Annotated in this window: 23 protein-coding genes and 1 tRNA gene; 11 read left to right on the forward strand and 13 right to left on the reverse strand. The window is 70.7% G+C overall.

Features of this window, described 5'->3' with window-relative positions; translation table 11 throughout:
* Nucleotides 1-30 precede the first annotated feature (30 nt).
* Nucleotides 31-381 (forward strand): hypothetical protein, encoded by a 351-nt coding sequence (locus ACFUN8_RS09970; RefSeq protein WP_383634101.1) that lies wholly within the window; start codon nucleotides 31-33, stop codon nucleotides 379-381.
* 105 nt (nucleotides 382-486) lie between these two features.
* Here ACFUN8_RS09970 and ACFUN8_RS09975 read toward each other — a convergent pair whose 3' ends face one another.
* Nucleotides 487-1179: a vitamin K epoxide reductase family protein gene (locus ACFUN8_RS09975; protein WP_383634103.1), complete on the reverse strand. Its 693-nt coding sequence runs from the start codon at nucleotides 1177-1179 to the stop codon at nucleotides 487-489.
* A gap of 330 nt (nucleotides 1180-1509) precedes the next feature.
* Entirely contained in the window at nucleotides 1510-2013 is a 504-nt protein-coding gene (locus ACFUN8_RS09980) for a DUF5949 family protein (RefSeq protein ID WP_383634106.1), read from the reverse strand.
* Between the two features lie 175 nt (nucleotides 2014-2188).
* Between ACFUN8_RS09980 and ACFUN8_RS09985 the strand changes: the two genes are divergently transcribed.
* Nucleotides 2189-3430, forward strand: a complete 1242-nt coding sequence (locus tag ACFUN8_RS09985) for a cytochrome P450 (protein ID WP_383634108.1) — start codon at nucleotides 2189-2191, stop codon at nucleotides 3428-3430.
* A 50-nt stretch (nucleotides 3431-3480) separates the two neighbouring features.
* Here ACFUN8_RS09985 and ACFUN8_RS09990 read toward each other — a convergent pair whose 3' ends face one another.
* Nucleotides 3481-3936: a MarR family winged helix-turn-helix transcriptional regulator gene (locus ACFUN8_RS09990; protein ID WP_383634110.1), complete on the reverse strand. Its 456-nt coding sequence runs from the start codon at nucleotides 3934-3936 to the stop codon at nucleotides 3481-3483.
* Between the two features lie 123 nt (nucleotides 3937-4059).
* Between ACFUN8_RS09990 and ACFUN8_RS09995 the strand changes: the two genes are divergently transcribed.
* Nucleotides 4060-5559 (forward strand): MFS transporter, encoded by a 1500-nt coding sequence (locus ACFUN8_RS09995; RefSeq protein WP_383634112.1) that lies wholly within the window; start codon nucleotides 4060-4062, stop codon nucleotides 5557-5559.
* On the opposite strand, the gene ACFUN8_RS10000 is transcribed toward ACFUN8_RS09995, so the two are convergent.
* On the reverse strand, nucleotides 5556-6740 hold the full coding sequence (locus ACFUN8_RS10000) for a winged helix DNA-binding domain-containing protein (protein ID WP_383634217.1): 1185 nt from the start codon (nucleotides 6738-6740) through the stop codon (nucleotides 5556-5558). The genes ACFUN8_RS09995 and ACFUN8_RS10000 overlap by 4 nt on opposite strands.
* Nucleotides 6741-6778: 38 nt before the next feature.
* Entirely contained in the window at nucleotides 6779-8278 is a 1500-nt protein-coding gene (locus tag ACFUN8_RS10005; RefSeq protein WP_383634114.1) for a short-chain fatty acid transporter, read from the reverse strand.
* Nucleotides 8279-8407: 129 nt separating this feature from the next.
* Here ACFUN8_RS10005 and ACFUN8_RS10010 point away from each other — a divergent pair, with 129 nt between their 5' ends.
* Nucleotides 8408-9019, forward strand: coding sequence for a DUF998 domain-containing protein (locus ACFUN8_RS10010; protein ID WP_383634116.1), 612 nt, complete (start codon nucleotides 8408-8410; stop codon nucleotides 9017-9019).
* Nucleotides 9020-9109: 90 nt separating this feature from the next.
* Here the strand turns inward: ACFUN8_RS10010 and ACFUN8_RS10015 are convergent.
* The 7 genes from ACFUN8_RS10015 to galU form a co-directional block, all read right to left on the reverse strand.
* Nucleotides 9110-9183 (reverse strand) — tRNA-Ala (locus ACFUN8_RS10015).
* A gap of 60 nt (nucleotides 9184-9243) precedes the next feature.
* A complete protein-coding gene (glpR, locus tag ACFUN8_RS10020; RefSeq protein WP_383634118.1) occupies nucleotides 9244-10317 on the reverse strand; it encodes a gephyrin-like molybdotransferase receptor GlpR in 1074 nt (357 codons plus the stop codon).
* Nucleotides 10318-10459: 142 nt separating this feature from the next.
* Nucleotides 10460-11083 carry a GNAT family N-acetyltransferase gene (locus ACFUN8_RS10025; protein WP_383634120.1) on the reverse strand — a complete coding sequence of 208 codons (624 nt, stop codon included), beginning with the start codon at nucleotides 11081-11083 and terminating at the stop codon, nucleotides 10460-10462.
* Nucleotides 11080-11619: a molybdenum cofactor biosynthesis protein B gene (locus ACFUN8_RS10030; protein WP_383634122.1), complete on the reverse strand. Its 540-nt coding sequence runs from the start codon at nucleotides 11617-11619 to the stop codon at nucleotides 11080-11082. Before ACFUN8_RS10030 ends, ACFUN8_RS10025 begins: the two co-directional genes overlap by 4 nt.
* Complete coding sequence (gene moaC, locus ACFUN8_RS10035) at nucleotides 11616-12179, reverse strand: cyclic pyranopterin monophosphate synthase MoaC (protein ID WP_383634124.1); 564 nt, start codon at nucleotides 12177-12179, stop codon at nucleotides 11616-11618. The genes ACFUN8_RS10030 and moaC overlap by 4 nt, the downstream gene beginning before the upstream one ends.
* A 71-nt stretch (nucleotides 12180-12250) precedes the next feature.
* Entirely contained in the window at nucleotides 12251-13591 is a 1341-nt protein-coding gene (gene glp / locus ACFUN8_RS10040; RefSeq protein WP_383634126.1) for a gephyrin-like molybdotransferase Glp, read from the reverse strand.
* Between the two features lie 4 nt (nucleotides 13592-13595).
* Complete coding sequence (gene galU, locus ACFUN8_RS10045) at nucleotides 13596-14498, reverse strand: UTP--glucose-1-phosphate uridylyltransferase GalU (protein WP_382566211.1); 903 nt, start codon at nucleotides 14496-14498, stop codon at nucleotides 13596-13598.
* 93 nt (nucleotides 14499-14591) lie between these two features.
* Here galU and ACFUN8_RS10050 point away from each other — a divergent pair, with 93 nt between their 5' ends.
* Nucleotides 14592-15188, forward strand: coding sequence for a 5-formyltetrahydrofolate cyclo-ligase (locus tag ACFUN8_RS10050; protein WP_383634129.1), 597 nt, complete (start codon nucleotides 14592-14594; stop codon nucleotides 15186-15188).
* A gap of 40 nt (nucleotides 15189-15228) precedes the next feature.
* Here ACFUN8_RS10050 and ACFUN8_RS10055 read toward each other — a convergent pair whose 3' ends face one another.
* On the reverse strand, nucleotides 15229-18018 hold the full coding sequence (locus tag ACFUN8_RS10055; protein WP_383634131.1) for a penicillin acylase family protein: 2790 nt from the start codon (nucleotides 18016-18018) through the stop codon (nucleotides 15229-15231).
* A 270-nt stretch (nucleotides 18019-18288) separates the two neighbouring features.
* Between ACFUN8_RS10055 and ACFUN8_RS10060 the strand changes: the two genes are divergently transcribed.
* The 6 genes from ACFUN8_RS10060 (at nucleotide 18289) to ACFUN8_RS10085 (ending at nucleotide 24459) form a co-directional block, all read left to right on the forward strand.
* Nucleotides 18289-19893, forward strand: coding sequence for a potassium/proton antiporter (locus ACFUN8_RS10060; RefSeq protein ID WP_383634219.1), 1605 nt, complete (start codon nucleotides 18289-18291; stop codon nucleotides 19891-19893).
* A gap of 331 nt (nucleotides 19894-20224) precedes the next feature.
* The gene (locus ACFUN8_RS10065) at nucleotides 20225-21571 is read left to right on the forward strand and encodes an MFS transporter (RefSeq protein ID WP_383634133.1); all 1347 of its coding nucleotides are present in this window, start codon (nucleotides 20225-20227) and stop codon (nucleotides 21569-21571) included.
* Nucleotides 21572-21637: 66 nt separating this feature from the next.
* Nucleotides 21638-22078, forward strand: coding sequence for an FmdB family zinc ribbon protein (locus tag ACFUN8_RS10070; protein WP_383634135.1), 441 nt, complete (start codon nucleotides 21638-21640; stop codon nucleotides 22076-22078).
* Between the two features lie 110 nt (nucleotides 22079-22188).
* Nucleotides 22189-23049: an S-methyl-5'-thioadenosine phosphorylase gene (locus ACFUN8_RS10075; protein ID WP_383634137.1), complete on the forward strand. Its 861-nt coding sequence runs from the start codon at nucleotides 22189-22191 to the stop codon at nucleotides 23047-23049.
* A 222-nt stretch (nucleotides 23050-23271) separates the two neighbouring features.
* The gene (locus ACFUN8_RS10080) at nucleotides 23272-23814 is read left to right on the forward strand and encodes a hypothetical protein (RefSeq protein WP_383634139.1); all 543 of its coding nucleotides are present in this window, start codon (nucleotides 23272-23274) and stop codon (nucleotides 23812-23814) included.
* A 138-nt stretch (nucleotides 23815-23952) separates the two neighbouring features.
* Nucleotides 23953-24459 carry an MscL family protein gene (locus tag ACFUN8_RS10085; protein WP_383634141.1) on the forward strand — a complete coding sequence of 169 codons (507 nt, stop codon included), beginning with the start codon at nucleotides 23953-23955 and terminating at the stop codon, nucleotides 24457-24459.
* Nucleotides 24460-24488: the final 29 nt, after the last annotated feature.

Genomic DNA, 24488 nt, shown 5'->3' on the forward strand with positions numbered 1-24488 from the left:
CGAGAACCACCGTTGAGAGAAGGATTCACCATGAAGCCCTTGAAGGCCGCCGCTGTCGTCGCCGGTTCCGTGCTGGCGCTGGGCGCCGCCGCCCCGGCGTTCGCCGGCGAGAACCTCCCGATGAGCCTGAACGGCGGACTGGGCCAGGCCGCCGAGACGGTGACCAACCAGGAGAGGCTGGACCCCTCGGTGGTGAACACGAACGCGCTGGACCCGAAGAACGAGGGCTCGCTCGTCAACAGCCTGGGCGACGTGGCGAAGGGCCTGAACGGCGGCGCCAAGGACGGTAAGGGCAAGGGCACAGGCAAGGGCAAGGGCAAGGGCGGCGCCAAGAGCGGCAAGGGCGGCGCGATGCTCGGCGGGCTCCCGCTCGGTCAGTAGTACCGAAGGGGCACCGCTTCCGTACGACGGCGGCCGCCCGGAGTCACCGCACGCGAGTGCGGGCTCCGGGCGGCCGCTTCGTCTCTCGTACGGGGCCGGGCCGGGTCAGCCGGTCCAGAAGTCCCACCAGCGGGTCAGGACGAGCATCCCGATGGTCCCGATCCACAGCACCGGCAGCACCCAGTGGAACTCCCCCGCCGCGGTGCGCAGTCCCGCCGGCGCGGGAAGGATCCGGTGCGTGATGTTGTGCGTGGTGACGTAGGAGAACATGACGATCGTGGCGACCCACGCCAGCGAGCACCAGAGGCAGAGCGAGCCGATGTTGTAGAGCGACTGGTACTGCAGCCAGGTGCAGAAGCCGACGCCGAACAGCATCCCGGCGTTGAGCCCGAGCCAGAACCACCGCCGGTAGCGCGCCCCGGCGAGCAGCCCCGCGCCGACGCACATCACGACCGCGTACGTCGCCAGCCCCAGCATCGGATTCGGGAACCCGAACGCCGACGCCTGGTCGCTCGTCATGATGTTCCCGCACGACACCACCGGGTTCAGGCTGCACCCCGGCGTGAAGCCCGGGTCCTCCAGCAGCTTGAACTTGTCGATCGTGATCACCCACGACGCCAGCACACCCGCCGCACCCGTCACCACCAGCAACCACGCCAGCACCCGCCCCGCCCCGAAGCGGCGCGTCCCGTCCCGCGCGGGGTCGTCCTCGTAGCTGTCCTCGTGCCTGTCCTTGTACCTGTCCTCGTACCTGTCCGCGTCGGACGACGACGCGTTGTCGGTCAATGCTGTTGCCATGGTGTCCACTCCACGGTTCGGTCACGCATTCGAAGTAGCGTTTCAGCTGTCCCCCTCGACACGCCGGGCACAGTGACTCCGGGGTCGAGTACGGCGTTGCCAGAGCATGAACTCCGTCCGAGCACCCCGATGGCAGCGCCTCTCAGCGGTGCCCGAGCTCCGTGCCGAAGCGGTACCCCCGCCCACTCCGCCGACCCCGCCTCCGCCCACCGCCGCGCCGATCCCCACTCCCATCTACAGCGCTCTGGTACGGGAGTGGGGCGCGGCGGGACGTACGGTGCCCGCGAACGGCGGGTGAACCGGGGCGCGGGCCCGCGGGGGGGGTCGCGCTCAGCGCAGGCTGCTCACCGGCACCAGGCAGTGCGCGGCTCCGGTCAGCACGGCCTCGTCGCCGACGAAGGCGCGCAGCGTCTCCTCGCCGACCGGCTTGCCGGGCGCGCCCTCGGGCCACGGCTGGGTGGCGATGATGAAGTACACCGCGCCGGTCTCGCGCGCGTCCTCTTCCCACTCCGGCGGAACGGCGCACTGCGCCTTGAGGTACGGCATGGTCAGTACGGCCCGCCCGGCCTGTACGAGCAGCGTGATCGGAACGTTGGGCGACTTGGCCACATCGATCAGTCCGGCGCCGGTCCGGAGACCGACCTCCTTGATCACGGCGCGCATCGCCTCTTCCCCGGCCTCCGCGCCGTCACGGCCGTCGCCGAGTGAATAGGCCAGCAGGAAAGGCGGGTTGCGCTCGTCGTCGGAAGGCTCGCTGGTCCAGGGAATTACCGTGAGGGTGCCCAGCAGAGGGGCGTATTGCAGGCTTCCCTGCGCGGTGTTGGTAGAGGTCATGCTTCGGCACAGTAGCGGCCCGTGGGCGCCACAGGTGAGTTCGCGTCACCCGAGTGGCGGAGCATTCGTCCCTCTGTGCGACGGCGGCCGTTCGATACCCCCGTCTGCCGTGTGTTCGGCGCACGCTGATGTGTTGTCGGCCGTGGGAAGCTCGAAGCCACGGAAGGAATGAACAATGACGCCGAATCTCGCCGATCCCTCGTTCTGGCAACTGCCGCATTCCGAAAGGCTGGCGGGTTTCGCGCGGCTGCGTGCCGCCGGGGCGCCGCGGTACTTCGTGGAGCGGCCGGGGGGTCGACTGCGGCCGGAGCGGGGCTTCTACGCGCTGGTCAGGCACGCGGACGTGGTGGAGGCCAGCCGCGACGCCCAGGTGTTCGGCAGCGCGCCCGGCGTCACCACTCCCGAGCCGGCCCGCTGGGTGCGGGCGCTGTTCGGGGAGTCCCTGGTCAATATGGACGAGCCCCAGCACGCTCAACTGCGGCGTATCGTTTCCCGTGCCTTCACTCCGCGCATTCTCGCCGCGACGGAGGAGGATGTCCGCTCGGTGGCGAAGCGCATTGTGGACGACCTGCTCAGGGAGCGTCCGGCGGATTTCGTCACGGCCGTCGCGTCACGTATGCCGTTCGAAATCATCTGCAATCTGATGGGTATCCCGGAGAAGGAGCGCCCGTCGATCCTCGCGCAGGTGAATCGGGCATCCGTCGAAACCGGCGTCGCGCGTACGGTACGGCAGCGAATTCGCGTACCCGGAAAGGGCCTTCGTGCCCTGGCGTCCATGCAGGGAATGGTCGCCGACCTCGGGCGGCAACGGCGCAGGAATCCGACCGGGGATCTCATCTCCGCGCTCGTGAACGCCGATATCGACGGGCAGTCGCTGAACGGCCGCCAACTCGGCTCGTTCTTCTCGCTGCTGATGGTCGCCGGCGTGGAGACCACTCGTAACGCGATCGCGCACGGCATGTCCCTGCTGACCGACCATCCGGACCAACGGGCCCTGCTGCTCGACGACTTCGACCGGTACGCGGACGGCGCCGTCGAGGAGATCGTGCGCCATTCGACGCCGATCATCCAGTTCCGGCGCAGACTCACGCAGGACCACCGGATGAACGGCCACGACTTCCGGCGGGGCGACCGGGTGGTGCTGTTCTACGCCTCCGCCAACCGCGACGAGTCGGTCTTCACCGACCCGGACCGCTTCGACATCACCCGCAGCCCCAACCCGCATGTGGGGTACGGGGGCGGCGGGCCGCACTACTGCCTGGGCACGTTCCTGGCGAAGCAGGAGATGAAGGCGCTGTTCCGGGAGCTGCTGACCAGATCGCCCGAACTGCGCACCGTGGGAGCACCGGTGCTGGTGCCGTCGAACTTCGACAACCGGGTGCGCTCGATGCCGTGCGCGTTCGCGGGCGGCCACTGAGCCCTTCGACGTCCTTCGATGTCCTTCGACGGGGCGGGGGGGGCGCGTCGCTACGCGACGGCGTCCGCCGCCTCGGTCTCGACGTCCGCGAGACGCGTGAGGAACTCCGCGATCGTGGTGAGCTGCGCCTCGTCGTAGTCGGCGAGCAGTGCGCGCAGCCGCTTGAGCCGGGGAGCGTCCTCCCGCTCCAGCCACGCGGTGTTCAGCGACACGGTCACCCTGCGGCGGTCGTCCCGGCTGCGGGTCCTGGTGACGTAACCGACCTGCTCCAGGCGGTCGATCACGCCGGTGATGGTCCCCGACGAGCTGACCCCGGCGAGCCGGCCCAACTGCCCGGGGCTGAGCGGGCCGTGCAGGCGCAGCAGGTTGACGAAGTTCGCCTCCCACGTGCTGAGAGTCACCCCCGCCTGGGCCCCGACCTCGTGGTCGAACCGGGCGGACGCCGCCGCGTGCCGGAGTGCCGCGGCCTGCATGCGGTCGCACAGCGCGGCTGACGGGTTTGTCATCGACGGCCTCCCTGCTTAATCTGTCGTCACCACGACTTAGTCGTCCTGGCGACACAGTCGCTTCGGCGAGTCTCTCGCCGCTGCCATTTTACGCCGCCGGACCGGACAACCAGGGGGACCGTCATGACTGCCGAGAAGCTGGCCGTACAGCCCGAGAGCGACGGCGAGGTCACGGACGACACCGGGCAATCACCCCACCCGCGGCGGTGGGTGGCCATGGTCGTACTGATCCTGGCCTTCATGCTGGACCTGCTGAACGTCACGATCGTCAACGTCGGACTGCCGGCCATCCAGCGCGACCTCGACGCGAGCTCCACCCAGCTCGAGTGGATCTCCGCGTCGTATCTGCTGGCCTTCGCCGCCGCGCTGATCACCTTCGCGCGCGCCGGGGACCTGTGGGGCCGCAAGCGGGTCTTCCTGCTGGGGATCGTCGCCTTCGGCCTCACCGGGCTGTGGAGCGGCTTCGCGAACGGTCCGGAGGAGTTGATCGCCGCCCGCGCCGCGCAGGGGCTGGCCGCGGCGGCGCTCGCGCCGCAGGTGATGAGCATCCTGTTCACCCTCTTCCAGGGCCGCGAACGCGCCACGGTCTTCGGCACGTTCGGCATCGTCGCCGGGCTCGCCCAGGCCGGGGGCCTGCTGCTCGGCGGTGCCCTGATCGGCGCGGACGTCGCCGGGCTCGGCTGGCGCGCGGTTTTCCTGATCACCGTCCCGGCCGCCGCAGTGCTCGTGGCGCTCGGGGCCTGGCTGGTGCCGGAGAGCCGGGTGCCGGGCAGCGCGCGGCCGCGCTGGCTGTCGACCGGGGTGCTCACCGCCGGTCTGGTCGCGATGGTGTTCCCGCTGATGGAGGGCCGTACGTTCGGCTGGCCCTGGTGGATCTGGAGCTGCCTGGCCGCGGGTGTCCTGGCGGTGCTGGGGCTGGCGGTCGCCGAGCACCGGAGGCCGGCGTGGCGGGCGGGGGCGCTGCTGCCGATGGCGCTGTTCCGCAACCGGCTGGTCGTCACCGCGCTGACCGTGCAGTTGGTGGCCTTCGCCGCGTTCACCGGGTTCCTGCTGGTGTTCGTGCTGTGGCTGCAGAACGGGCACCACTATTCGGCGTTGGACGCGGGCGTGCTGACCATCGGCTTCTCCGCGGGCGGTCTGGCCATGTCCCCGTTCGTCGGGCGCCTCGTCGTCCGGTTCGGCCGCTCGGTGGTGGTGGCCGGGTGTCTGCTGGCCGTGGCGGGCACGCTGGCCGTGCTGTACGCGGCGCCGTCCGGGGCCACGGCGCCGGGGAGCGTGGACAGTTGGGCGCTGGTGCCGGGTCTGGCCGCGATCGGGGTCGGGATGAATCTCGTCATGCCGACGCTCAGCACGCTGTTCTTCTCGACCGTGCCGCCCGAGCACGCGGGTTCGGCGTCGGGCATCTACAGCACGAGCCAGCAGTTCGGGGCGGCTGTGGGGGTGGCCGGGATGGGCACGATCTTCTTCACCGTGGTGGACGGGGACGGGGGCGGTGACGCGTACGCGACGGCGTTCACGGCGAGCGTCCTGACGGCGACGGCGGCGCTGCTCGTCAGCGCGGCACTGAGCCTGGCGCTGGGCCGGCCTCCCAAGGACGCGGCCCGGTCCAAGGAGGCTGCCTAACCCGCCAGTTCGTCCTCCAGCCAGGTGCGGCCCCGGGTGCGGGCGCTGAGTCTGACCTCGCCCAGGGGGACGGCGAGGCGCTCCGCCTCGCGTCGTACCGCCGCCTCGGCGTCCGCGCCGACGTCCTCCAGGAAGCGGCACACGATCTCGCCGCTACTGTCCTGCGCCCAGCCGCCGACGACGCGGCCGTCCCACCACAGCGAGGGGCCGATGTTCCCGACCTTGTCGAAGAGGCGTGGGCCGTGGTCGCCGAGGAACCAGTCGCGTTCGTGCCAGCCCATCGGCGTGGAGTCGAGCGCGGGCAGCAGCGCGGCCCACGGCTCGGGCGGCGCGGTCTCCGCGAGGTCGTCGGGCAGGAGCAGACCCGTCGTACCGCCGCCGAGATCGACCTCGACCGGCTTCAGCTCCGTCAGCACCCGCTTGACCTGCGTCTTCGTCCACCCAGCCCACCAGCGCAGATCGTCGGCCGTCGCCGGTCCGAACGCCCGCAGCCAGCGCCTGGCCAGTTCCTCCTCCGCGCGGTGGGTGTCCCACGGTGCGAGGCCGCCGGGGAACCAGTCGGTCAGCGGGGCCCAGCGGTACTGGTGCGAGGCCCACGAGCCGCGTGGCCGGCCGCGTACGACACGGCCCTCGGCGGCGAGCAGGAGCAGCAGCCGGCTCGCGACCTTCTGGGTGCCCTCGTAGTCCTTGCCGGCCGACAGCACGACCTTCGTACTGAGGCGGGCGTCGTCGCCGGCGAGTTCGGCGGCCGTGGACTCACCGCGTGCGGCGAGCGCGCGCACGGCGATGCTCTCCGTCTCGGCCAGCCACTCGCGTACGCCCGCCTCGTCGTCCGCGACCCCCGACGCGGCCAGGAAGCCGAGCAGCTTGCGGCGTTCGCGCGCGGCCACCGCGTGCGAGCAGGCCGCCTGCATCACGGGGGCCACGTCGAGTGGGGTGACGAAGACGGTACGGCGCATACCGAGGAGGCGGATGAGGGAGCGGTCCTCGTACAGGGCGCGTTCCACGTCCCGTACCGCACCGCCGTTCGTCCGTGCCCAGGTGGCGACGTACACGGAAGTGGGGTCGGTGCTGTGCAGCGCCACGAGGGCGCGTGCCACCTCGACGGGACCGTCCGCGCGGGCGGCCACCGCGAGCCGATGCCGTACGCCCAGCCGTGCCCGCCGCTCCGCCACGTCGATACGCCGCACGTCCGCCACTCCTCCGCGTGTCCTCTTCCCTACGGGAAGGGAAGCGTACGGGCGAAGAGGGTCACCAGGATCAGCACCGCGGGGAAACAGGCGAGGAACATGGCGAAGGTGTAGCCCATGATGTCGCGCGCCTTGAGGCCGAGGATCGTCAGCGTGGGCAGCATCCAGAACGGCTGGAGCAGATTGGCGCTGGCCTCGCCGAGGTCGTACACGACGACGATCCAGCCCTGGTTCACCTGCAGCTGGTTGGCCGCCTCCAGGACGTACGGCGCCTCGATGACCCACTTGCTGCCGCCGCTGGGCACGAAGACGCCCAGCACCATGCTGTAGATGCCGATGAAGGCCGGATAGAAGAACTCGTTCGACACCGAGACCAGCCAGCCGGCGATGGTCTTGCTCAGCCCGGTGAAGGCGATCATCCCGAAGATGCCGCCGTAGAGGGGGAATTGGAGGAGAACGCCGGACGCGGCGGGTGTGCCCTCCTTGACGGCCTGGGCGAGACGGACGGGGCGCCAGTGCAGGATGAGGGCCAGCAGGATCAGGATGAGGTTGACGGTGTTGAGGTCGAGCGCGTTGAGCGGGTCGCCCTCGGCGAGGGCGAAGTGCCGTACGAGGTACCAGGCACCCAGCGCGAACAACAGGATCGCGAAGACGGGGCTGTACTCGATCCACTCCCCCGGCCGGCCGCGCCGCGTCTCCGCCCGCTTCTCGGCGACGCTCGGGCCCAGCTCGATACCGAGCTGCTCCGCGGTCTTCGCGCGCTCGGGGGACGGGGAGAGGAACCAGGCCATGACGACCGCGATGACGAAGATGATCGCCGTGGCGACCATGCCCTGCCACAGGAAGATGGTCTCGGTGAGCGGGATGAGCCCGCTGCCGCCGCGCCCGTCCGCGATGACCTCCTGGACGGCGGGCGGGCTCGATGCCTCACTGGCGACCTGGAGCGCGGCGGACCCCGACAGCCCCTGCGCCCAGACGGTCCCGAGCCCGAGGAAGGCCATCGCGCCGAGCGCCCGGTAGTCCACACCCTGGATACGCCGGGCTATCTCCTTGGCCAGGATCGCCGTGAAGATGAGGCTGAAGGCCCAGTTGAGGTACGAGGTCGCCATGGCGACGGCGGCGGTGAACGCGATGGCGCCACGCGGGGTACGGGGCACGCGCGCGATCCTGGCGATCAGCCGGCTCATCGGCGGGGAGACGGCGACCGCGTACCCGGCGATGATGATCATCGCCATCTGGAGCGTGAAGGTGATGAGCGACCAGAATCCCTGCCCCCACGCGTCCACCAGCCCGAACCCGGCGGTGTCGGCGGGGTCGTCGGGCCGCCCGTACAGCCCCTCCCCGGTGGCGAGTCCGAGCGCGAAGACCGCGAACGTACCGACGAGGACGAACCCGAGCGCGTCGGGCAGCCACTTCTCGGTGAACGCGGTGAAGCGCAGCGCCATGCGCGCGAGCCAGTTGTCCTTGCCCTCCGGACCGCCGCTCGTCGCCGCCTGCGGTTCCGGCTGTTGTGGGGGCGCCGTGGCCATGGGGTTCTCCTGTAGAGGTGGCGGCCTGTGCCGCGGATCTTGTACAGGAGGCACGGGTGCGGGGCCCGGTTGGTTCAGGTGATGGTGTGTCAACGGGAAGAGAGTGCGCGTGCTGTTTACGGTGGGCTGATGCGACGTGCCCCCTGGTGGGTGCTGCTCTCCGCGAGCGGCGCCCCTGTGCTTCTGGTCGGTGCCTCGGCGATCTCGCAGGTGCTGCAAGGACCGGCCTACAACCCCGCGGTGGAAACGCTCAGCATCCTCGCGTCCTACGGTGCCCGCGGCTACTGGCTCATGACGGGAATACTGCTGGTGCTTGGAGCCTGCTACATGGCCACGGCACACGGCCTGCGCGAGGCGGCGCTCCCCGGCCGCCTCGCCCTGGCGGGCGGCGGGGTCGCGGCGATGGCCCTGACCCTGGTCCCGGCACCTCTCAGCGGCGGGGCGCTGGGCCACGGGGTGGTGGCCGCCACCGGCTTCGTCCTGCTCGCGATCTGGCCGGCACTGGCCGCGCGCCGCCGGAAGCGACACGCGCCGTGGGGACTCCGGTTCAAGGTGTCGGTCGTGGCGAGCGCCGCGATGTGCCTCTGCGCGCTGTGGTTCGTGTTCGAGCTGCAGAGCGGGAAGGCACCGGGCATCGCGGAACGGGTGGTGACCGTCGTCCAGGCCGTGTGGCCGCTGGTGGTGGCCGTCTCCTGCCGGGTGTGGGCCGGCCCGGCGGAACCGGTGCCGGCGAGGTCCTGACGGGCAGTGAGGACGCGGGAGAACGGGACCCGCCGGAAAACGAAGATCCCGTCCGATCGTGACGATCGGACGGGATCTTCGTGAACGCGGTGGACCTGTGGGGATTTGAACCCCAGACCCCCTCGATGCGAACGAGGTGCGCTACCAGACTGCGCCACAGGCCCTTGCGACGAATGAAACTTTAGCACCCCCGTCGGGCTGCTTGGAAATCCGTTCCGCGCTGGTCACTCGTTGGCGGCGCGGGGGCGGTCGTCCTCGTCGTACTGGTCGAACAGTGGGGTCCGGCCGCGGCCGCGGTCGCGGGGGCGGCGTGGGGCGGGGGGTTCGGGGGTGGGCGCGTCCGCGGGGGTCGGTTCCGCCGTGGAGGAGCGGGCCGCGCTCCAGGTCTCCGGGTCGCTGACGTTCACGCCGCCCGAGGCGCGCGGGGCGACCGGGGCCGTCACATACGTCGGGAGCGGGACCGGGACCGGCTCCCAGCTGTCGCCGCGGGCCGGGCCGCGCTCGCGTTCGCGTTGCTGGTCGACCCACTCCGCGTGGTCCGTCTGCTCGACCAGCGCGCGGCGGCCGGCCTCCTGCGGGGAGACCGAGGCGGCCGGTTCCGGGGCGGGGCGGGGGTCGGGCTCCTCGTCGGGGTCCGCCGGGGCCGCGGCCTGGTGGTGGCGGCGGGGGCGGTTCTCGCGCAGGCGCTGCGCGGCGATCTCGGCCCTGCGGCGGTCCATGGTGAAGACGAAGCGGCGCCGTTCCTGGGCGCGCAGATGCACGATGTACGCGCTGAGGAGTACGGCGGGGACGCCCGGCGCCCACAGGAAGGCGAGCCCTTGGACGCCCGCGACGATCGCGCCGGTCGTGAAGGCGAGGAAGAGCACGACGGTGGTGCGCCGGCGGCGGGCGAGTACCTGCGAACGCTGGGCGCGCCGGGCGCGTTCGGCCGCGGCGCCGGAAGAGGGGCGAGCGCGCCGTTCGGGCGGTGCCGGGGCCGGGGCCGGTGCCGGGATCTCCAGGCGGGCTTCCGTATGGGCCGCGGGCGCGGAGAAGGACCGGACGTCGACAGAGCTCGTCGGCTCCGCCGCGACGTCCGGTGCACCGTCGGGCCCGGCCTCCTCGGTGGTGCGGTCCTGCAACTCCTTGGCGTACCGGCGCTCCATCGCCGCCCGTCCGGACAGCAGCCGGATGGCGGTGCTGAAGCGTTCCGTCGGACGGGCTTCGTTCAGCTCGTCCTGCCTGCGGAGCCACATCGGTACCAAGTAGGCGGCCCAGGCCCCGACGATGACTGCGTAGATGAGGCCGCTGCTGCTCACGGTTCACACCGTAGAGGTGTTCGCGCGGGGGCATCCGCCAATTGAGCCGGTGTGTCGCACGATCTGGCTGATATCACGGACTTTTTTTGTGATTGTTCGGATCACTTGATGGTCGGACAGGGATTAATTTCGAACGCTTGTTTTATTTATAGGGCGTACCAGGTCGCGCCTGGTGCCAGCGGTACAGGAGTCCCTCGGGCACTTCCTCCGCCGTCAGCGCGAAGACCAGATGGTCCCGCCAGGCCCCGTCGATGTGCAGATAGCGGGGGCGCGTGCCTTCCTCGCGGAATCCGAGTTTCTCCACGACACGGCGGCTCGGCCCGTTCTCGGGGCGAATACAGACCTCGATCCGGTGCATCCCCACCATGCGGAAACAGTGGTCGACGGCGAGGGCCACAGCCGTCGGCATGACGCCGCGCCCCGCGACGTCGCGGTCCACCCAGTAGCCGACATGCCCCGAGCACATCGAGCCCCAGGTGATCCCGGCCACCGTCAACTGGCCGACCAGGCGCCCCTGGTACTCGATGACGAACGGCAGCATCCGCCCCGCGTTCGCCTCGGCCCGCAGATGACGGACCATCTGCCGGTACGTCGGCCGCTGGGCGACCGGGGCGCCGGGGGGCGGCGGCGGGATCGTCGCCTCCCAGGGACGGAGCCACTCGCGGTTGCGCCGGTTCACCTCGCGCCAGGCCCGCTGGTCGCGCGACTTTATGGGGCGCAGGACGACATCGCCGTCCACCAGCGCCACGGGCCAGAAGGGGTTCATCCGTCGGTACGGGGGTGATCGCCGCCGTGGATCTGGTCGACGGCGTGGACGAGCAGCCGGTCGAGGACGGCGAGCCCGTCCCGTACACCGCCGGAGGACCCCGGCAGATTCACGATCAGGGTCCGGCCCGCGACGCCCGCGAGGCCCCGAGAGAGCGCGGCGGTGGGGACCTTGCGGGCGCCTTCGGCGCGGATCGCCTCGGGGATGCCGGGGATCTCCTGGTCGAGGACGCGACGGGTGGCCTCGGGGGTGCGGTCGGTGGGCGAGACGCCGGTGCCGCCGGTGGTCAGGATGACGGCGTACGAGGCGGCCACCCCGTCCCGCAGGGCCTGCTCGACCGGGTCGCCGTCGGGTACGACCAGCGGTCCCTGGACGGAGAAGCCCAGCTCCGTGAGGGCGTTCACGATGACCGGGCCTCCGGTGTCCGCGTACACGCCGGCCGCCGCGCGGTTGGACGCGGTGACGACCAGCGCGCGGTACGGCTTCCTCGCCCGCGGCGCGGGGGCCGCGGGGCCGCTCTCGGCGGGATCGGTCATGCCGTGCCCCTCTCCGGTGTCCCGTTCGGATGCTCAGGCCCGGCCGCTGCCCGGCGGGACCAGTGGCCGGACTTGCCGCCGGTCTTCTCCTCGACCCGTACGTCCGTGATGACGGCGCCCTTGTCGACGGCCTTCACCATGTCGACCACTGTCAGCGCCGCGACCGAGACCGCGGTCAGGGCCTCCATCTCGACGCCCGTGCGGTCCGTCGTCCGCACCGTCGCCAGGATCTCGACCGCGTCGTCCGCGACGGCGAGGTCGAGCGTGACTCCCGAGACCGCCAGTGGATGGCAGAGCGGGATCAGGTCCGGGGTCCGTTTCGCGCCCATGATGCCCGCGATACGTGCGGTGGCCAGGGCGTCGCCCTTGGGCACCCCCTCGCCCCGCAGCAGTTCGACCACGCGCGGCGACACCAGCACCCGGCCGCTCGCGCTGGCGGTGCGCGCGGTGACCTCCTTGGCGGAGACGTCGACCATGCGGGCCGCGCCCGCCTCGTCGATATGCGTCAGGCGGCCTTGTCGAGAAGGTCCGGGGGTCTCCCCCCGGGAAAACGCAGTCATCGCTGTGGCGCTCCCGGTCCGGGCCCGGCGGGGCCTGTTAGGCAGGACACGCTACCGCCACCGGGCGGCCGTCAGCCGAGCAGCACCACGTCGACCTCGCTTCCGGGCTCCACCGACGTGGCCTCCTCTGGGACCACGATCAGCGCGTCCGCGTGGGCGAGGGCGGCGACGAGATGGGAACCGGCGCCGCCGACGGGGACGGCCGAGCCCCTCTCGGCGTCGTACGTACCGCGCAGGAACTGGCGCCGGCCGGCCGGGGACGTCAGCGCCTTGTCGGCCTTCAGGGTCGCGCGGACCGTCGGGCGGTGGACGTCCTGGCGGCCCATGAGCGCGCGGATCGCGGGGCGTACGAACAGCTCGAAGGAGACGTAACTGGAGACGGGATTGCCGGGGAGGGCGAGCAGCGGGGTGTGCTCGGGGCCGATCGAGCCGAAGCCCTGGGGCTTGCCCGGCTGCATCGCGAGCGTGCGGAAGTCGATGCCGCTGCCCGGCTCGTCCTCGTCTCCTACGGAGGACAGCGCCTCCTTGACCACGTCGTACGCCCCGACGCTGACCCCGCCGGTCGTCACCACCAGGTCCGCGCGGATCAGCTGGTCCTCGATGGTGGAGCGGAGGGTCTCCGCGTCGTCGGTGACCGCGCCGACCCGGTAGGCGATGGCGCCCGCGTCCCGCGCGGCGGCGGTGAGGGCGAAGCTGTTGGAGTCGTAGATCTGGCCCTGGCCCAACGGCTCGCCCGGCTGGACCAGTTCGCTGCCGGTCGACAGGACGACCACGCGCGGGCGTGGGTGGACCCGCACGGTGGCGCGGCCGATGGCGGACAGCAGACCGATCTGCGGCGGTCCCAGGATCGTGCCGGCCTCCAGGGCGAGGTCCCCGGCCTGGACGTCGCTGCCGCGCGCGCGGACATGGGCGCGGGGCTCGACGGGGCGGTACACCCGGACCTCGCCGCCGGAGCCCTCGGGGTCGGAGCCGGCCGGCCGCATGGAGGTGGCGGCTCCGCCGCCCGTACCGCCGTCGGTCCACTCGACGGGGACGACGGCCTCGGCGCCCGGCGGGAGCGGTGCCCCGGTCATGATCCGGGCGGCCTGGCCGGGGCCGACGCGGGGCAGGGAGTCACCGCCCGCCGCGATGTCGCCGATGACGGTCAGGACGGCCGGGAACTCCTCGTCGGCGCCGGACACGTCGGCCGTACGGACCGCGTAGCCGTCCATGGAGCTGTTGTCGAACGGCGGCAGGGCCACCGGCACCGTGACGTCCTCGACGAGGACGCAGCCCTGGGCGTCGGGCAGTTGCAGCTCGATCGGGTCGAGCGGGCGGACCGTGGCGAGGATGTCCGCCAGGTGCTCGTCCACCGTCCAGAGCCGTCCTTGGCCCGAGACGGATGCCGGTGCCGGTGTCGCCGTACTGCTCAAGGTGCTACATCTCCTCGTTGACGTAACTGCGGAGCCAGGCCCGGAAGTCCGGTCCCAGGTCTTCACGTTCGCACGCGAGTCTGACAATGGCACGCAGATAGTCGCCGCGGTCACCCGTGTCATAGCGGCGTCCCTTGAAGACGACGCCGTGGACCGGGCCGCCGACCTTCTCGTCGGCGGACAGCTGCTGGAGCGCGTCGGTGAGCTGGATCTCACCACCGCGGCCCGGCTCGGTCTGGCGCAGTATCTCGAAGACGGCGGGGTCCAGGACGTAACGGCCGATGATGGCGTAGTTGCTCGGGGCGTCCGCCGCGTCGGGCTTCTCGACCAGGTCGTGCACCTTCACCACGTCCCCGTAGGGGGTGGGCTCGACGGCGGCGCATCCGTAGAGGTGGATCTGGTCGGGCTCGACCTCCATCAGCGCGATGACGCTGCCGCCCTCGCGCTCCTGGATCTCGACCATGCGGGACAGCAGCGGGTCGCGGGGGTCGATCAGGTCGTCACCGAGGAGAACCGCGAAGGGCTGGTCGCCGACGTGCGGAGCGGCGCACAGGACGGCGTGGCCCAGGCCCTTGGGATCGCCCTGCCGGACGTAGTGCATCGTCGCCAGGTCGCTGGACTCCTGCACCTTGGCGAGGCGTTCGGTGTCTCCCTTGCGGGTGAGCGCCTCCTCCAGTTCGTAATTTCGGTCGAAGTGGTCTTCCAGGGGACGCTTGTTGCGTCCGGTGACCATGAGAACGTCGGAGAGCCCTGCCATCACGGCTTCCTCGACCACGTACTGGATCGCGGGCTTGTCCACGACAGGCAGCATCTCTTTGGGAGTGGCCTTGGTGACAGGCAGGAATCGTGTTCCGAGGCCGGCGGCGGGGATGACGGCCTTGCTGATCCTGGGGGGCGACTGAGTCATGCCGAGAACCATATCCGCCACTCATGAGGGGAAGATGTGGCTCCGGTTAACTTTCTCTCCATACATACGCATACGAGAGATTTGCGAAGTCCATTGAATTACGACAAGTCAGGAAAGCCCGCACTTCGGCGGGAACTCCTCGCCGGACGTCGCCTCCTCTCTGAGGAGGACGCGCGGAACGCCTCCGCGGTTCTCGCCCGGCGGGCCCTGGAACTGCCCGAGCTCACGGGGGCCGGGACCGTCGCCGCGTACGTCTCCGTAGGACGCGAGCCCGGCACGCGCGCGCTGCTCGACGCGCTGCGCGAGCGGGGGGCGCGGGTCCTCCTGCCCGTGCTGCTGCCGGACGACGATCTGGACTGGGCGGCGTACGAGGGGGCGGAGCGGCTGGCGCCCGCGGGGCGGGGGCTGCTGGAGCCCGACGGTGCGCGGCTGGGGGTGGGCGCGGTGCTTCAGGCGCGGGTGGTGCTGCTTCCCGGGCTGGCCGTGGACGGGCGCGGGATGCGGCTGGGGCGCGGCGGCGGGTCGTACGACCGCGTCCTGGCCCGGCTGGAGGCGGCGGGGGCGGGGGCCGTCCTCGCGGTGCTGCTGTACGACCACGAGGTGGTCGCCCGGGTCCCGGAGGAGCCGCACGACCGTCCCGTGCATGTGGTGGTGACTCCGGGCGGGACAAGGCGCTTCGGGAGCGTCTGAGAGGCGTGCCCGGCCGGGGCCGCCGGCCGGGCGGGGTGCTCTACGGCGCGAGCGTCAGGGTGTCCCCCGTGCTCTCCTCCACGGCTCTGCTGGTGAACGACCAGTCGAGCAGTTCGCCCTTGGCCCACTTCTCCGTCTGGTCGGTGTAGTTCGCGCTGTACGCGTGCCCCGAGGCACCCGTCAGGTTGATCCAGCGGGACTTGTCCCAGTCGCCGACGTTGACCACCATCCGCATCGACGGCACCCACATGACCTCGTAGCCGCCGGCCGCGTTCCAGCCCGTGGCGTTGACCGCGGCCTCGCCGCCGCCCAGGTTCCAGGGGCCGCGGTTGAGCAGGGACTTCACGATGTCGGGCCCCTCCGTACCGAGGGTCTGGTTCTCCAGGGTCAGCTGGTGCAGCCGGCCCCAGCTCCAGGTGGAGACGTCCTTGCCGAGCTTGGCGGTCAGCTCCCAGCGGGCGTCCGTGAGGGCGCGCAGCAGCAGCTCGTCACGGGTCGTGGCGGCCTTCTCCGTACGGGTCTTCGGGGCCTGCCACCAGGTGTTGTCCTCATCCTTGAGGATCTTGCGGACGATCTCGAACCAGCGGTCGCCGCCGTCGGGCTGCGCCGAGTCCGCGGAGCGCTGGCCGCACTCCCGTACCAGCTCGTCGAGGTCGTCGGCCGGGCCCGTGCTGTCGGCGGGGCGCACGTTGAGGCAATCGCCCTTGGCGCGCAGCTCCTTGGGAAGCTTGTTCCCGAAGGCGAGCTTGAGGACGTTGCTCCAGACCGCGTTGAAGTACGCGGCCGCCGCCGAGTCCGGCTCCTGGGAGTAGTCCCAGCCTTCGAGGAGTTTCTGGGCCTCGCGGATGGCGGGGTCCGAGACATCGATCTTCACCAGGTGCGGCATCAGCAGCTGGGCGATCTCGCTGTGGTTGTCGGTCTGCATGGTGCGCATGTCGTCGGTGGAGATCTTGCCGCCGTCCTTGATCTTCGACTTGATCAGCTCGTTGATCCGCTGACTGCGGGCGCCGTAGCCCCAGTCCTCGGTCAGCGGGTACGGATAGTCGTCCGAGTCGATGACGGCCTGGTTGGCGGTGACGATGTAGCCGCGCTCCGGGTCCTCCTCGTAAGGAAGCTCGTCGAAGGGGATGTAGCCCTCCCAGCGGTACTTCGGGTTCCAGCCGGGGGCCGGCATCGAGCCGTCGCCCTCGGCGCGGATCGGGATCCGGCCGGGCGCCTGGTAGCCGATCTTGCCCTTCGTGTCCGCGTAGATCAGATTCTGCGAGGGGACCTCGAAGTTCTCGGCCGCCTTGCGGAACTCCGGGAAGTTCTTGGCCTTGTTGAGCGCGAAGACCGCGTCCATGGACTTGCCGGGCTCGAGGGCGGTCCACTGGAGGGAGACCGCGTAACCCTCGCCGCGGTCGGGGGCCGCGTTGTTGACGGGGGCCTTGTCGCCGACCTTGCGCAGTTCGGAGTCGCGGTCGGAGACGACCGGGCGGTCGTCCTCGGTGGAGCGGACCGTGATGGTCCGGCTCTCACCCCCGGCGACCTTGATCGTCTCCTGACGGGTCTTGAACTTCTTCTGCTCGTTCCCGTACTGGTAGGTGTCGCCGTTGACCTTCTCCAGATAGAGGTCGGTCACGTCGGCGCCGAGGTTGGTCATGCCCCAGGCGATGTCCTTGTTGTGGCCGATGATGACGCCCGGCATTCCGGCGAAGGTGTAGCCGGCCACGTCGTACTGGCAGTCCTTGGTGAAACTGCGGCAGTGCAGGCCCATCTGGTACCAGACGGAGGGCAGTTGGGGCGCGAGGTGCGGGTCGTTCGCGAGCAGCGGGTTGCCGGTGGTCGTGTACTTGCCGGAGACGACCCACGAGTTGGAGCCGATGCCGCTGCCGCTGGGGCCGAGGAGGGCGGGGATCTCGTCGAGGGTGCCGGAGAGGGCGTCGAGCTGGGACTCCAGGCCCTGGACGGCGTCACCCACGCCGGTGCCGGTACCTGTGCCGGTGCCCGTGCCGGTTCCTGTCCCTGTTCCCGTACCGGTCCCTGTTCCCGTGCCGTCGCCTGTCGCGTCGCCCGGTTCGGCCTTGGGGTCGAACTTCTCCGCGAGCGGGTCGACCGCGCCCTCGGAGACGATCGGCTGGTTCCTGTCGTACGGATACGACGGATACAGGTCCTCGATCTGCTTCTCGTCCATCCTGCTCGTGAGCAGCGAACGGTCGATCTCGTCCTGCATGTTGGCGCGCAGGTCCCACGCCATCGCCTTGAGCCAGGCCACGGAGTCGACGGGGGTCCACTTCGCGGGCTTGTAGTCGTTGGTGAAGTTCAGCGCGGCGTACTCGACGGAGATGTCCTTGCCGTCGCGGCCCTTGAGGTAGTCGTTGACGCCGTCCGCGTACGACTGGAGGTTCCTCTTCGTCTCGTCCGAGAGCTTGGTGTCGTACTCCTCCTGGGCCACCTGCCGCCAGCCCAGCGTGCGCAGGAACTCGTCCGTCTCGACCTGCCCCTTGCCGAACATCTCGGAGAGCCGGCCCGAGGTCATGTGGCGCCGGACGTCCATCTCCCAGAAGCGGTCCTGCGCCTGGACGTAGCCCTGCGCGCGGAACAGGTCCTTGTCGGTGTTCGCGTAGATCTGCGGGATGCCGTAACTGTCGCGCTTGACCTCGACCTGGCCGTCGAGTCCCGGCAGCTTGATCGTGCCGGTGGTCTGCGGGAGCGAGGCACGCACGGTGCTGACGCCCCAGTAGGCGCCGTAACCAACGCCTGCTACCAGCGCCAGCACCAGGACGATCACGACAAAGCGGGCGCGTCGCCCCTTCTTTTTGGTGGCAGGGGGCGTTGAGTTGGCGGGCATCGCTGTCCTTCGAGGGGCAGGGTGGTCCTGGAATGCTGCAGCAACCATAGGCGCAGCGCTTCACCCGTCCCGACGCGGTGTCACTAGTACGACCCGGACCACGACCCGGACCGCCACCTGGCGGGACTCCTCGGACGATCACACAGGAAATCACGCGATCGATCGCACGGGCGATCGATCGCGTCAAGAAAACGTTAAAGATTAGGTAAGGTAACGAAGTGCCTACTGCCGGAGAAACGATCCGGTGTGCGCGAGGGGAAGGATCGGCCGCTGACTGTCCACCAGCTCAATGAACTCCTGCTCATCTGCTCGCTCGTGCTGCTGATCGCAGTCGCCGCGGTACGGATCTCGTCCCGGAGCGGGCTGCCCAGCCTGCTGCTCTACCTCGGGATCGGCGTCGTCATAGGCCAGGACGGCATCTTCAACGTCAAGTTCGACAACGCCGAGCTGACCCAGGTGATCGGCTACGCCGCCCTGGTCGTGATCCTCGCCGAGGGCGGCCTCGCCGCCAAGTGGAAAGAGGCCAAACCCGCGTTGCCGGCCGCCGTCGCCCTGTCGACCGTCGGTGTCGGGGTGAGCGTGGGCGTCACCGCGACCGCCGCGCACTATCTCGTCGGTCTGGACTGGCGGCAGGCGCTGATCATCGGCGCGGTCGTCTCGTCCACGGACGCCGCCGCCGTCTTCTCCGTACTGAGGAAGATTCCGCTGCCGTCGAGGGTGACGGGCGCGCTGGAGGCGGAGTCGGGGTTCAACGACGCCCCCGTGGTGATCATGGTCGTGGCGCTGTCGACCGTCGGACCGGTGGAGCACTGGTACGTACTGGTCGGCGAGATCGTCCTGGAACTGGCCATCGGCGCCGCCATCGGGATCGCGGTCGGCTGGCTGGGCGCCTTCGGGCTCCGGCATGTGGCGCTGCCGGCCTCCGGCCTGTATCCGATCGCCGTGATGGCCATCGCCGTCGTCGCGTACGCGGCGGGGGCCATGGCGCACGGCAGCGGGTTCCTCGCCGTGTATCTGGCCTCCATGCTGCTGGGGAACTCCAAGCTGCCGCACGCGCCCGCGACCCGTGGTTTCGCGGAGGGGCTCGGCTGGCTCGCGCAGATCGGCATGTTCGTCCTGCTCGGGCTGCTGGTGACACCGCACGAACTGGGCGACGACTTCTGGCCCGCGGTGATAGTGGGTCTGGTGCTGACCGCGGTGGCGCGGCCCCTGTCCGTGCTGGTCAGCCTCGCGCCGTTCCGTATCCCCTGGCAGGAGAAGGCGCTGATGTCGTGGGCGGGGCTGCGCGGCGCCGTGCCCATCGTCATGGCGACCATCCCGATGGTCTCGGGGATCGAGGGCAGCCACCGGATCTTCAACATCGTCTTCGTGCTGGTCGTCGTCTACACGCTCGTGCAGGGGCCGACGCTGCCCTGGGTCGCCAGGATGCTGCACCTCGGCGACCCCGCCGAGGCGGCCGACCTCGGGGTCGAGTCCGCGCCGCTGGAGCGGCTGCGCGGCCATCTGCTGTCCGTGGCCATCCCGGAGCGGTCGAAGATGCACGGCGTGGAGGTCGGCGAGCTGCGGCTGCCCCCGGGGTCGGCGGTCACGCTGGTCGTACGGGAGGACAAGAGCTTCGTGCCGGGGCCGTCCACCGTGCTGCGGCGGGGGGACGAACTGCTGGTGGTGGCGACGGATCCGGTTCGGGACGCGGCCGAGCGGCGGCTGCGGGCCGTCGGGCAGGGCGGAAAGCTGGCCGACTGGCTGGGGACGAACGGGACGGGTGGGACAGGTGGCGCCGGCGGCGCGGGGGGCGCGGGTGGCGCGGGTGGCCTTGGTGGGCCGACCAGGAGGCCGGGCAGCGGGGTCGGCGGGATCGGCCGAGGGCCCGGCTGACGGGAAGCCTGACGGAGGCTGACGGAGGCCTGATGGGGGGCCGCCGAGGAATCGAAGGCTGTGCCGTCCGGAGGCGTCAATCACAGGTACGGGCCGGGATCTTCCTGGTATTTCCCGGGTAGGATAAGGCCCGTGCCTGTCGCGTCGAGAAGACGTGGCGCACCGACTTGATCGACCAACTCTGCCTGACGCAGAGCTGGCGCGACCGTATGGCGGCCGTGGTGTCCCCTTCAGTGGACCCGGGTATCTACCGCAGTTCCGCGCAAGAGGACAGCTCTCGGCAGCCCCCGCACGTCCGGGGGCGCCACCAGGCGGCAGAAAGGCAAGGACCGTGTCCGACACGGTCGACACCACCGCCGGCGCCTCCGAGGGAACGAGTCCGGCCCGCCGTCCCGGTTACGGGCAGTTGCTGCGTACACCCGGCGCCTGGACGTTTCTGCTTCCCGGCTTCGCCGCGCGGCAGCCCTTCGCGATGCTGACGATCGGCATCGTGCTGCTCGTCGAGCACACCTCCGGTTCGTACGGCAGCGCGGGCATCGTCGCCGCCGTCACCGGTGTCTCCATGGCGCTCTTCGCGCCGCAGAACGGCAAGCTGGCCGACCGGTTCGGGCAGCGCGCGGTGCTGGTGCCCGGCGTGCTGCTGCACGCGGCGTCCGTCACCGCCCTGACCGTGCTCGCGCTGGCGGGCGCGCCCCTGTGGGCGCTGTTCGTCGCCGCCGTACCGACAGGCGCCTCGATCCCGCAGGTGGGGCCGATGGTGCGGGCCCGCTGGGCGGCCGTCCTCGGCACCTCCGAGGAGCGCGCGCGGCTGCTGCCGACAGCCGCCGCCTTCGAATCCGTCACGGACGAGTTCACCTTCGTCATCGGGCCCGTCCTCGCGACCGCGCTGTGCACCGGCGTACACCCGGCGGCCGGACTGGTCGCCGAGGCGGCGCTGACTCTGGCGGGCGGGCTGCTGTTCGCCGCGCAGCGGGGTACGCAGCCGAAGCCGGTACGGCGGCAGGGTGCGGCCGGTTCGAAGAGCGCCACCGGCGCGGCCGGGTCGGGCGGCGCGCCTGTCTCGGCGCTGTCCGTGCCCGGCGTACGCGTGCTGGCCGTGGTCTTCCTCGGTATCGGCTCGGTCTTCGGCGGCATGCAGGTCTCGCTCACGGCCTTCGCCGAGGAGATCGGCAACCCCGGCGCGAACGGCCTTCTGTACGGAGTCTTCGCCGCCGGCAACATGCTCGCCGGTATCGCGTGCGGTGCCATCGCCTGGAAGATCGGCCCCCGCCGCCGGCTGATCACCGGCTACGTGGGCCTGACGCTGGCCGCCTCCGGGCTGTGGGCCGTGCACTCGGTGCCGCTGCTCGCCGGGCTCGGCCTGCTGGTCGGGCTCTTCATCGCGCCCGCGCTGATCAGTGGCTACACGCTGATCGAGGCGCTGGTCCCCGCCGGGGCCCGTACGGAGGCCTTCACCTGGCTGACCGGCGCGGTCGCGCTGGGCCAGGCCGGGGCCGTGTCGGTGGCCGGTCAGCTGGCGGACGCGCACGGCGCGAGCGCCGGATTCGTGGTGCCACTGGTGGGCACCGCGCTGGCTCTGGCCACGCTCGTCGTGCTGCGCTCACGGCTCACGCCGAAGGCGTCCGGGCTCGTCGCCGCGCGTGGAATGGGTCACCGCGTGCCGGTGGCAGTGGACTGATCCAGCGGAATACGTCACTATGGAGCGTCGTTAGCACTCATTGAGTGAGAGTGCCAGGAGGAACAAGTGCCGACCTATCAGTACCAGTGCACCGACTGTGGCGAGGGCCTCGAGGCGGTGCAGAAATTCACCGATGATTCCCTCACCGTGTGCCCCGCGTGCGAAGGACGCCTGAAGAAGGTGTTCTCGGCGGTCGGCATCGTTTTCAAGGGCTCCGGCTTCTACCGGAACGACAGCCGCGGCTCGTCCACGAGCAGCACGCCGGCCAAGGCGGGCGCGTCGAACGGTTCGGGTGACTCGGGCGGTTCGGGCGGTTCGGGCGACAAGTCGTCCTCCGCGTCGGGCTCGTCGTCGTCCGACTCGAAGTCGACGTCTTCGTCGTCGGCCTCGTCCTCGTCGTCGAACGGCTCTTCGTCGTCCTCGTCGGGTTCGGGTTCCTCCGGCTCCGGCTCGAAGTCGAGCGCTTCGAGCGGCAGCTCCGGCTCCAGCGGTTCCTCCGCCGCCTGATCGCCTGATTCCTCCTCTCCGGGACCCCGCCGTGCGGTACGGCGGGGTCCTCGGCGTTCCCGCACGGCCGCGCTCACGCGAGCCCTCGGGCCCCGGCTAGGGTGATCGTCATGGCGACCAAGGCGAACGCAGAGGGCTCGGAGACCGCGGAGATCGGCGTCATCGGCGGCTCGGGCCTGTACTCATTCCTCGACGACGTGACCGAGGTCACCGTCGACACCCCCTACGGACCGCCCAGTGACTCGCTGTTCCTCGGCGACGTCGAGGGCAGGCGCGTCGCGTTCCTGCCGCGCCACGGGCGCGCGCACGACATCGCCCCGCACCGCATCAACTACCGCGCCAATCTGTGGGCGCTGCGGTCCGTCGGCGTGCGGCAGGTGCTCGGTCCGTGCGCGGTGGGCGGGCTGCGGCAGGAGTTCGGGCCGGGGACACTGCTCGTACCGGACCAGTTGGTGGACCGTACGAAGGCGCGTACGCAGACGTACTACGACGGTGTGCCGCTGCCCGACGGCGGGGCTTCGAAGGTCGTCCACATCTCGCTCGCCGATCCCTACTGCCCCGAGGGGCGCAGGACGGCGCTCGCCGCGGCGCGTGGACGTGAGTGGGAGCCGGTGGACGGCGGGACGCTGGTGGTGGTCGAGGGACCGCGCTTCTCGACCCGCGCCGAATCACGCTGGCACGCGTCGATGGGCTGGTCCGTGGTCGGGATGACGGGTCACCCCGAGGCCGTGCTCGCCCGTGAACTGGGGCTCTGCTACACGTCGTTGACGCTCGTGACCGACCTGGACGCCGGGGCCGAGACGGGTGAGGGCGTCTCGCACGAGGAGGTGCTGAAGGTCTTCGCCTCCAACGTGGACCGGCTGCGCACGGTGCTGTTCGACACGGTGGGCGGGCTGCAGGCCGGCGAGACGCGGGACTGTCTGTGCTCGCATGCGCTGGATGGCATCGATACGGGGCTTGAGCTGCCGTAAACGCCTGAAGTGGGCCTCGTTCGGGTGAGCGAGATATTCACATCGGGGTAGTTGTCCACAGGCTTCGGCAGGATTTCGGCCGGGCGTGGATCGTGAGGAGCGGCCAGCAGAAACTCCTCACGGCAGGTGGTGGTTGCCATGTCCCGTTCTTCTTCATCTTCTTCGCGTTCCATTCCCCACTCCCCCGTCACCCAGCCCTCTGATCCTCCGTTCCTTCCGCCCGTGCCGGTGGTCGCGGCGCCCGCCCCGTGCGGGGTGCCGGCGTTCGATCCGCTGCGGGTGCGCGGCGGCGGGCATCGGCTGCGCAGGGCGCTGCTCCGGCGGCGGCGCGCGATGGCGGCCGGACTGGCCGTGACGGCGGCCGCGTTGGCGGCGTCGGGCGCGGGTGGTCCCGGTGCCGCGGCCGGGGCGGAGGACCGCGCCGAGGCGGCGGCGGGTGGCGCGTCCCGTGCGGGCGCGGCCGCTCGGCCGGGCCCGCGGAAGGTGGAGTTGGTGACGGCGCCGGTGCGCATCGCGGATGTGGCGACGGTCCGGCTGCTGCGTCCGGGCGACCGGGTCGATGTGATCGCCGCCGCCCACTCCCCCGGTGGCGGGGAGTCGGACGCCCGGGTGCTCGCCACGGAGGTGCGGGTGCAATCAGTCCCGCGGGCGCTGGAGAGCGCCGCCGACGGTGGGGCGCTGGTCCTGCTGACTGTCGCGCGGGACGTGGCCGCCGAGTTGGCGGGGGCGAGCACGAACTCCCGGCTGGCGGTGACGCTGTGCTGAGCCGCCCTGTGCCGGTCCGGGCTCATAGCCGTCGTACTGATGAGCAGACTGGTCACACGAAAGCATGGGCGGATTGGACAGCCGGGGCGCGAGTTGCCCATGGTGTCCAGGCGATTGGCGGTCCCGATCGCCGCCCCCATGGCACACACGACGAAGGGCTCACTCGTGAGCGACAAGAAGGACAGCTTGCTGGAGGGCTTCAAAGCCTTCCTGACGCGTGGCAACGTGATCGACCTCGCGGTCGCGGTGGTCATCGGCGCCGCGTTCACCAACGTGGTGAACTCCCTGGTGAAGGGCGTCATCAATCCGGTCGTCGGCGCGTTCGGCACCAAGGACCTGGACCGCTACACCTCATGCCTGCAGGAGCCGTGCGAGACGAACGCCGCGGGCGACGTCGTGTCGGGCATCCCGATCATGTGGGGGACGGTCCTCAGCTCGACACTCAGCTTCCTGATCACCGCCGCCGTCGTGTACTTCCTGATGGTCCTGCCGATGGCGAAGTATCTGGCCAGGCGCGCCAGGCTGCTGGCCGCCAAGGAGCAGGTGGAGGAGGTCATGGAGGTGAGCGAGCTGGAGGTGCTGAAGGAGATCAGGGACGCCCTGGTGGCTCAGCGGCGTGGGCCGGAGCAGAGCGGCACTCCGTAGGGCCTGTCCGGCGGATCCTCGCGGGACAG

It is taken from the genome of Streptomyces sp. NPDC057307 (assembly GCF_042667665.1).
Taxonomy (GTDB): domain Bacteria; phylum Actinomycetota; class Actinomycetes; order Streptomycetales; family Streptomycetaceae; genus Streptomyces.

Bases quoted from the DNA above. Each gene is read 5' to 3' on its own strand.
- ACFUN8_RS09970 (WP_383634101.1), top strand. From the start codon at position 31: ATGAAGCCCTTGAAGGCCGCCGCTGTCGTCGCCGGTTCCGTGCTGGCG.
- ACFUN8_RS09975 (WP_383634103.1), bottom strand. From the start codon at position 1,179: ATGGCAACAGCATTGACCGACAACGCGTCGTCGTCCGACGCGGACAGG.
- ACFUN8_RS09980 (WP_383634106.1), bottom strand. From the start codon at position 2,013: ATGACCTCTACCAACACCGCGCAGGGAAGCCTGCAATACGCCCCTCTG.
- ACFUN8_RS09985 (WP_383634108.1), top strand. From the start codon at position 2,189: ATGACGCCGAATCTCGCCGATCCCTCGTTCTGGCAACTGCCGCATTCC.
- ACFUN8_RS09990 (WP_383634110.1), bottom strand. From the start codon at position 3,936: ATGACAAACCCGTCAGCCGCGCTGTGCGACCGCATGCAGGCCGCGGCA.
- ACFUN8_RS09995 (WP_383634112.1), top strand. From the start codon at position 4,060: ATGACTGCCGAGAAGCTGGCCGTACAGCCCGAGAGCGACGGCGAGGTC.
- ACFUN8_RS10005 (WP_383634114.1), bottom strand. From the start codon at position 8,278: ATGGCCACGGCGCCCCCACAACAGCCGGAACCGCAGGCGGCGACGAGC.
- ACFUN8_RS10010 (WP_383634116.1), top strand. From the start codon at position 8,408: ATGCGACGTGCCCCCTGGTGGGTGCTGCTCTCCGCGAGCGGCGCCCCT.
- ACFUN8_RS10025 (WP_383634120.1), bottom strand. From the start codon at position 11,083: ATGAACCCCTTCTGGCCCGTGGCGCTGGTGGACGGCGATGTCGTCCTG.
- ACFUN8_RS10030 (WP_383634122.1), bottom strand. From the start codon at position 11,619: ATGACCGATCCCGCCGAGAGCGGCCCCGCGGCCCCCGCGCCGCGGGCG.
- moaC (WP_383634124.1), bottom strand. From the start codon at position 12,179: ATGACTGCGTTTTCCCGGGGGGAGACCCCCGGACCTTCTCGACAAGGC.
- galU (WP_382566211.1), bottom strand. From the start codon at position 14,498: ATGACTCAGTCGCCCCCCAGGATCAGCAAGGCCGTCATCCCCGCCGCC.
- ACFUN8_RS10055 (WP_383634131.1), bottom strand. From the start codon at position 18,018: ATGCCCGCCAACTCAACGCCCCCTGCCACCAAAAAGAAGGGGCGACGC.
- ACFUN8_RS10075 (WP_383634137.1), top strand. From the start codon at position 22,189: ATGGCGACCAAGGCGAACGCAGAGGGCTCGGAGACCGCGGAGATCGGC.
- ACFUN8_RS10085 (WP_383634141.1), top strand. From the start codon at position 23,953: ATGGCACACACGACGAAGGGCTCACTCGTGAGCGACAAGAAGGACAGC.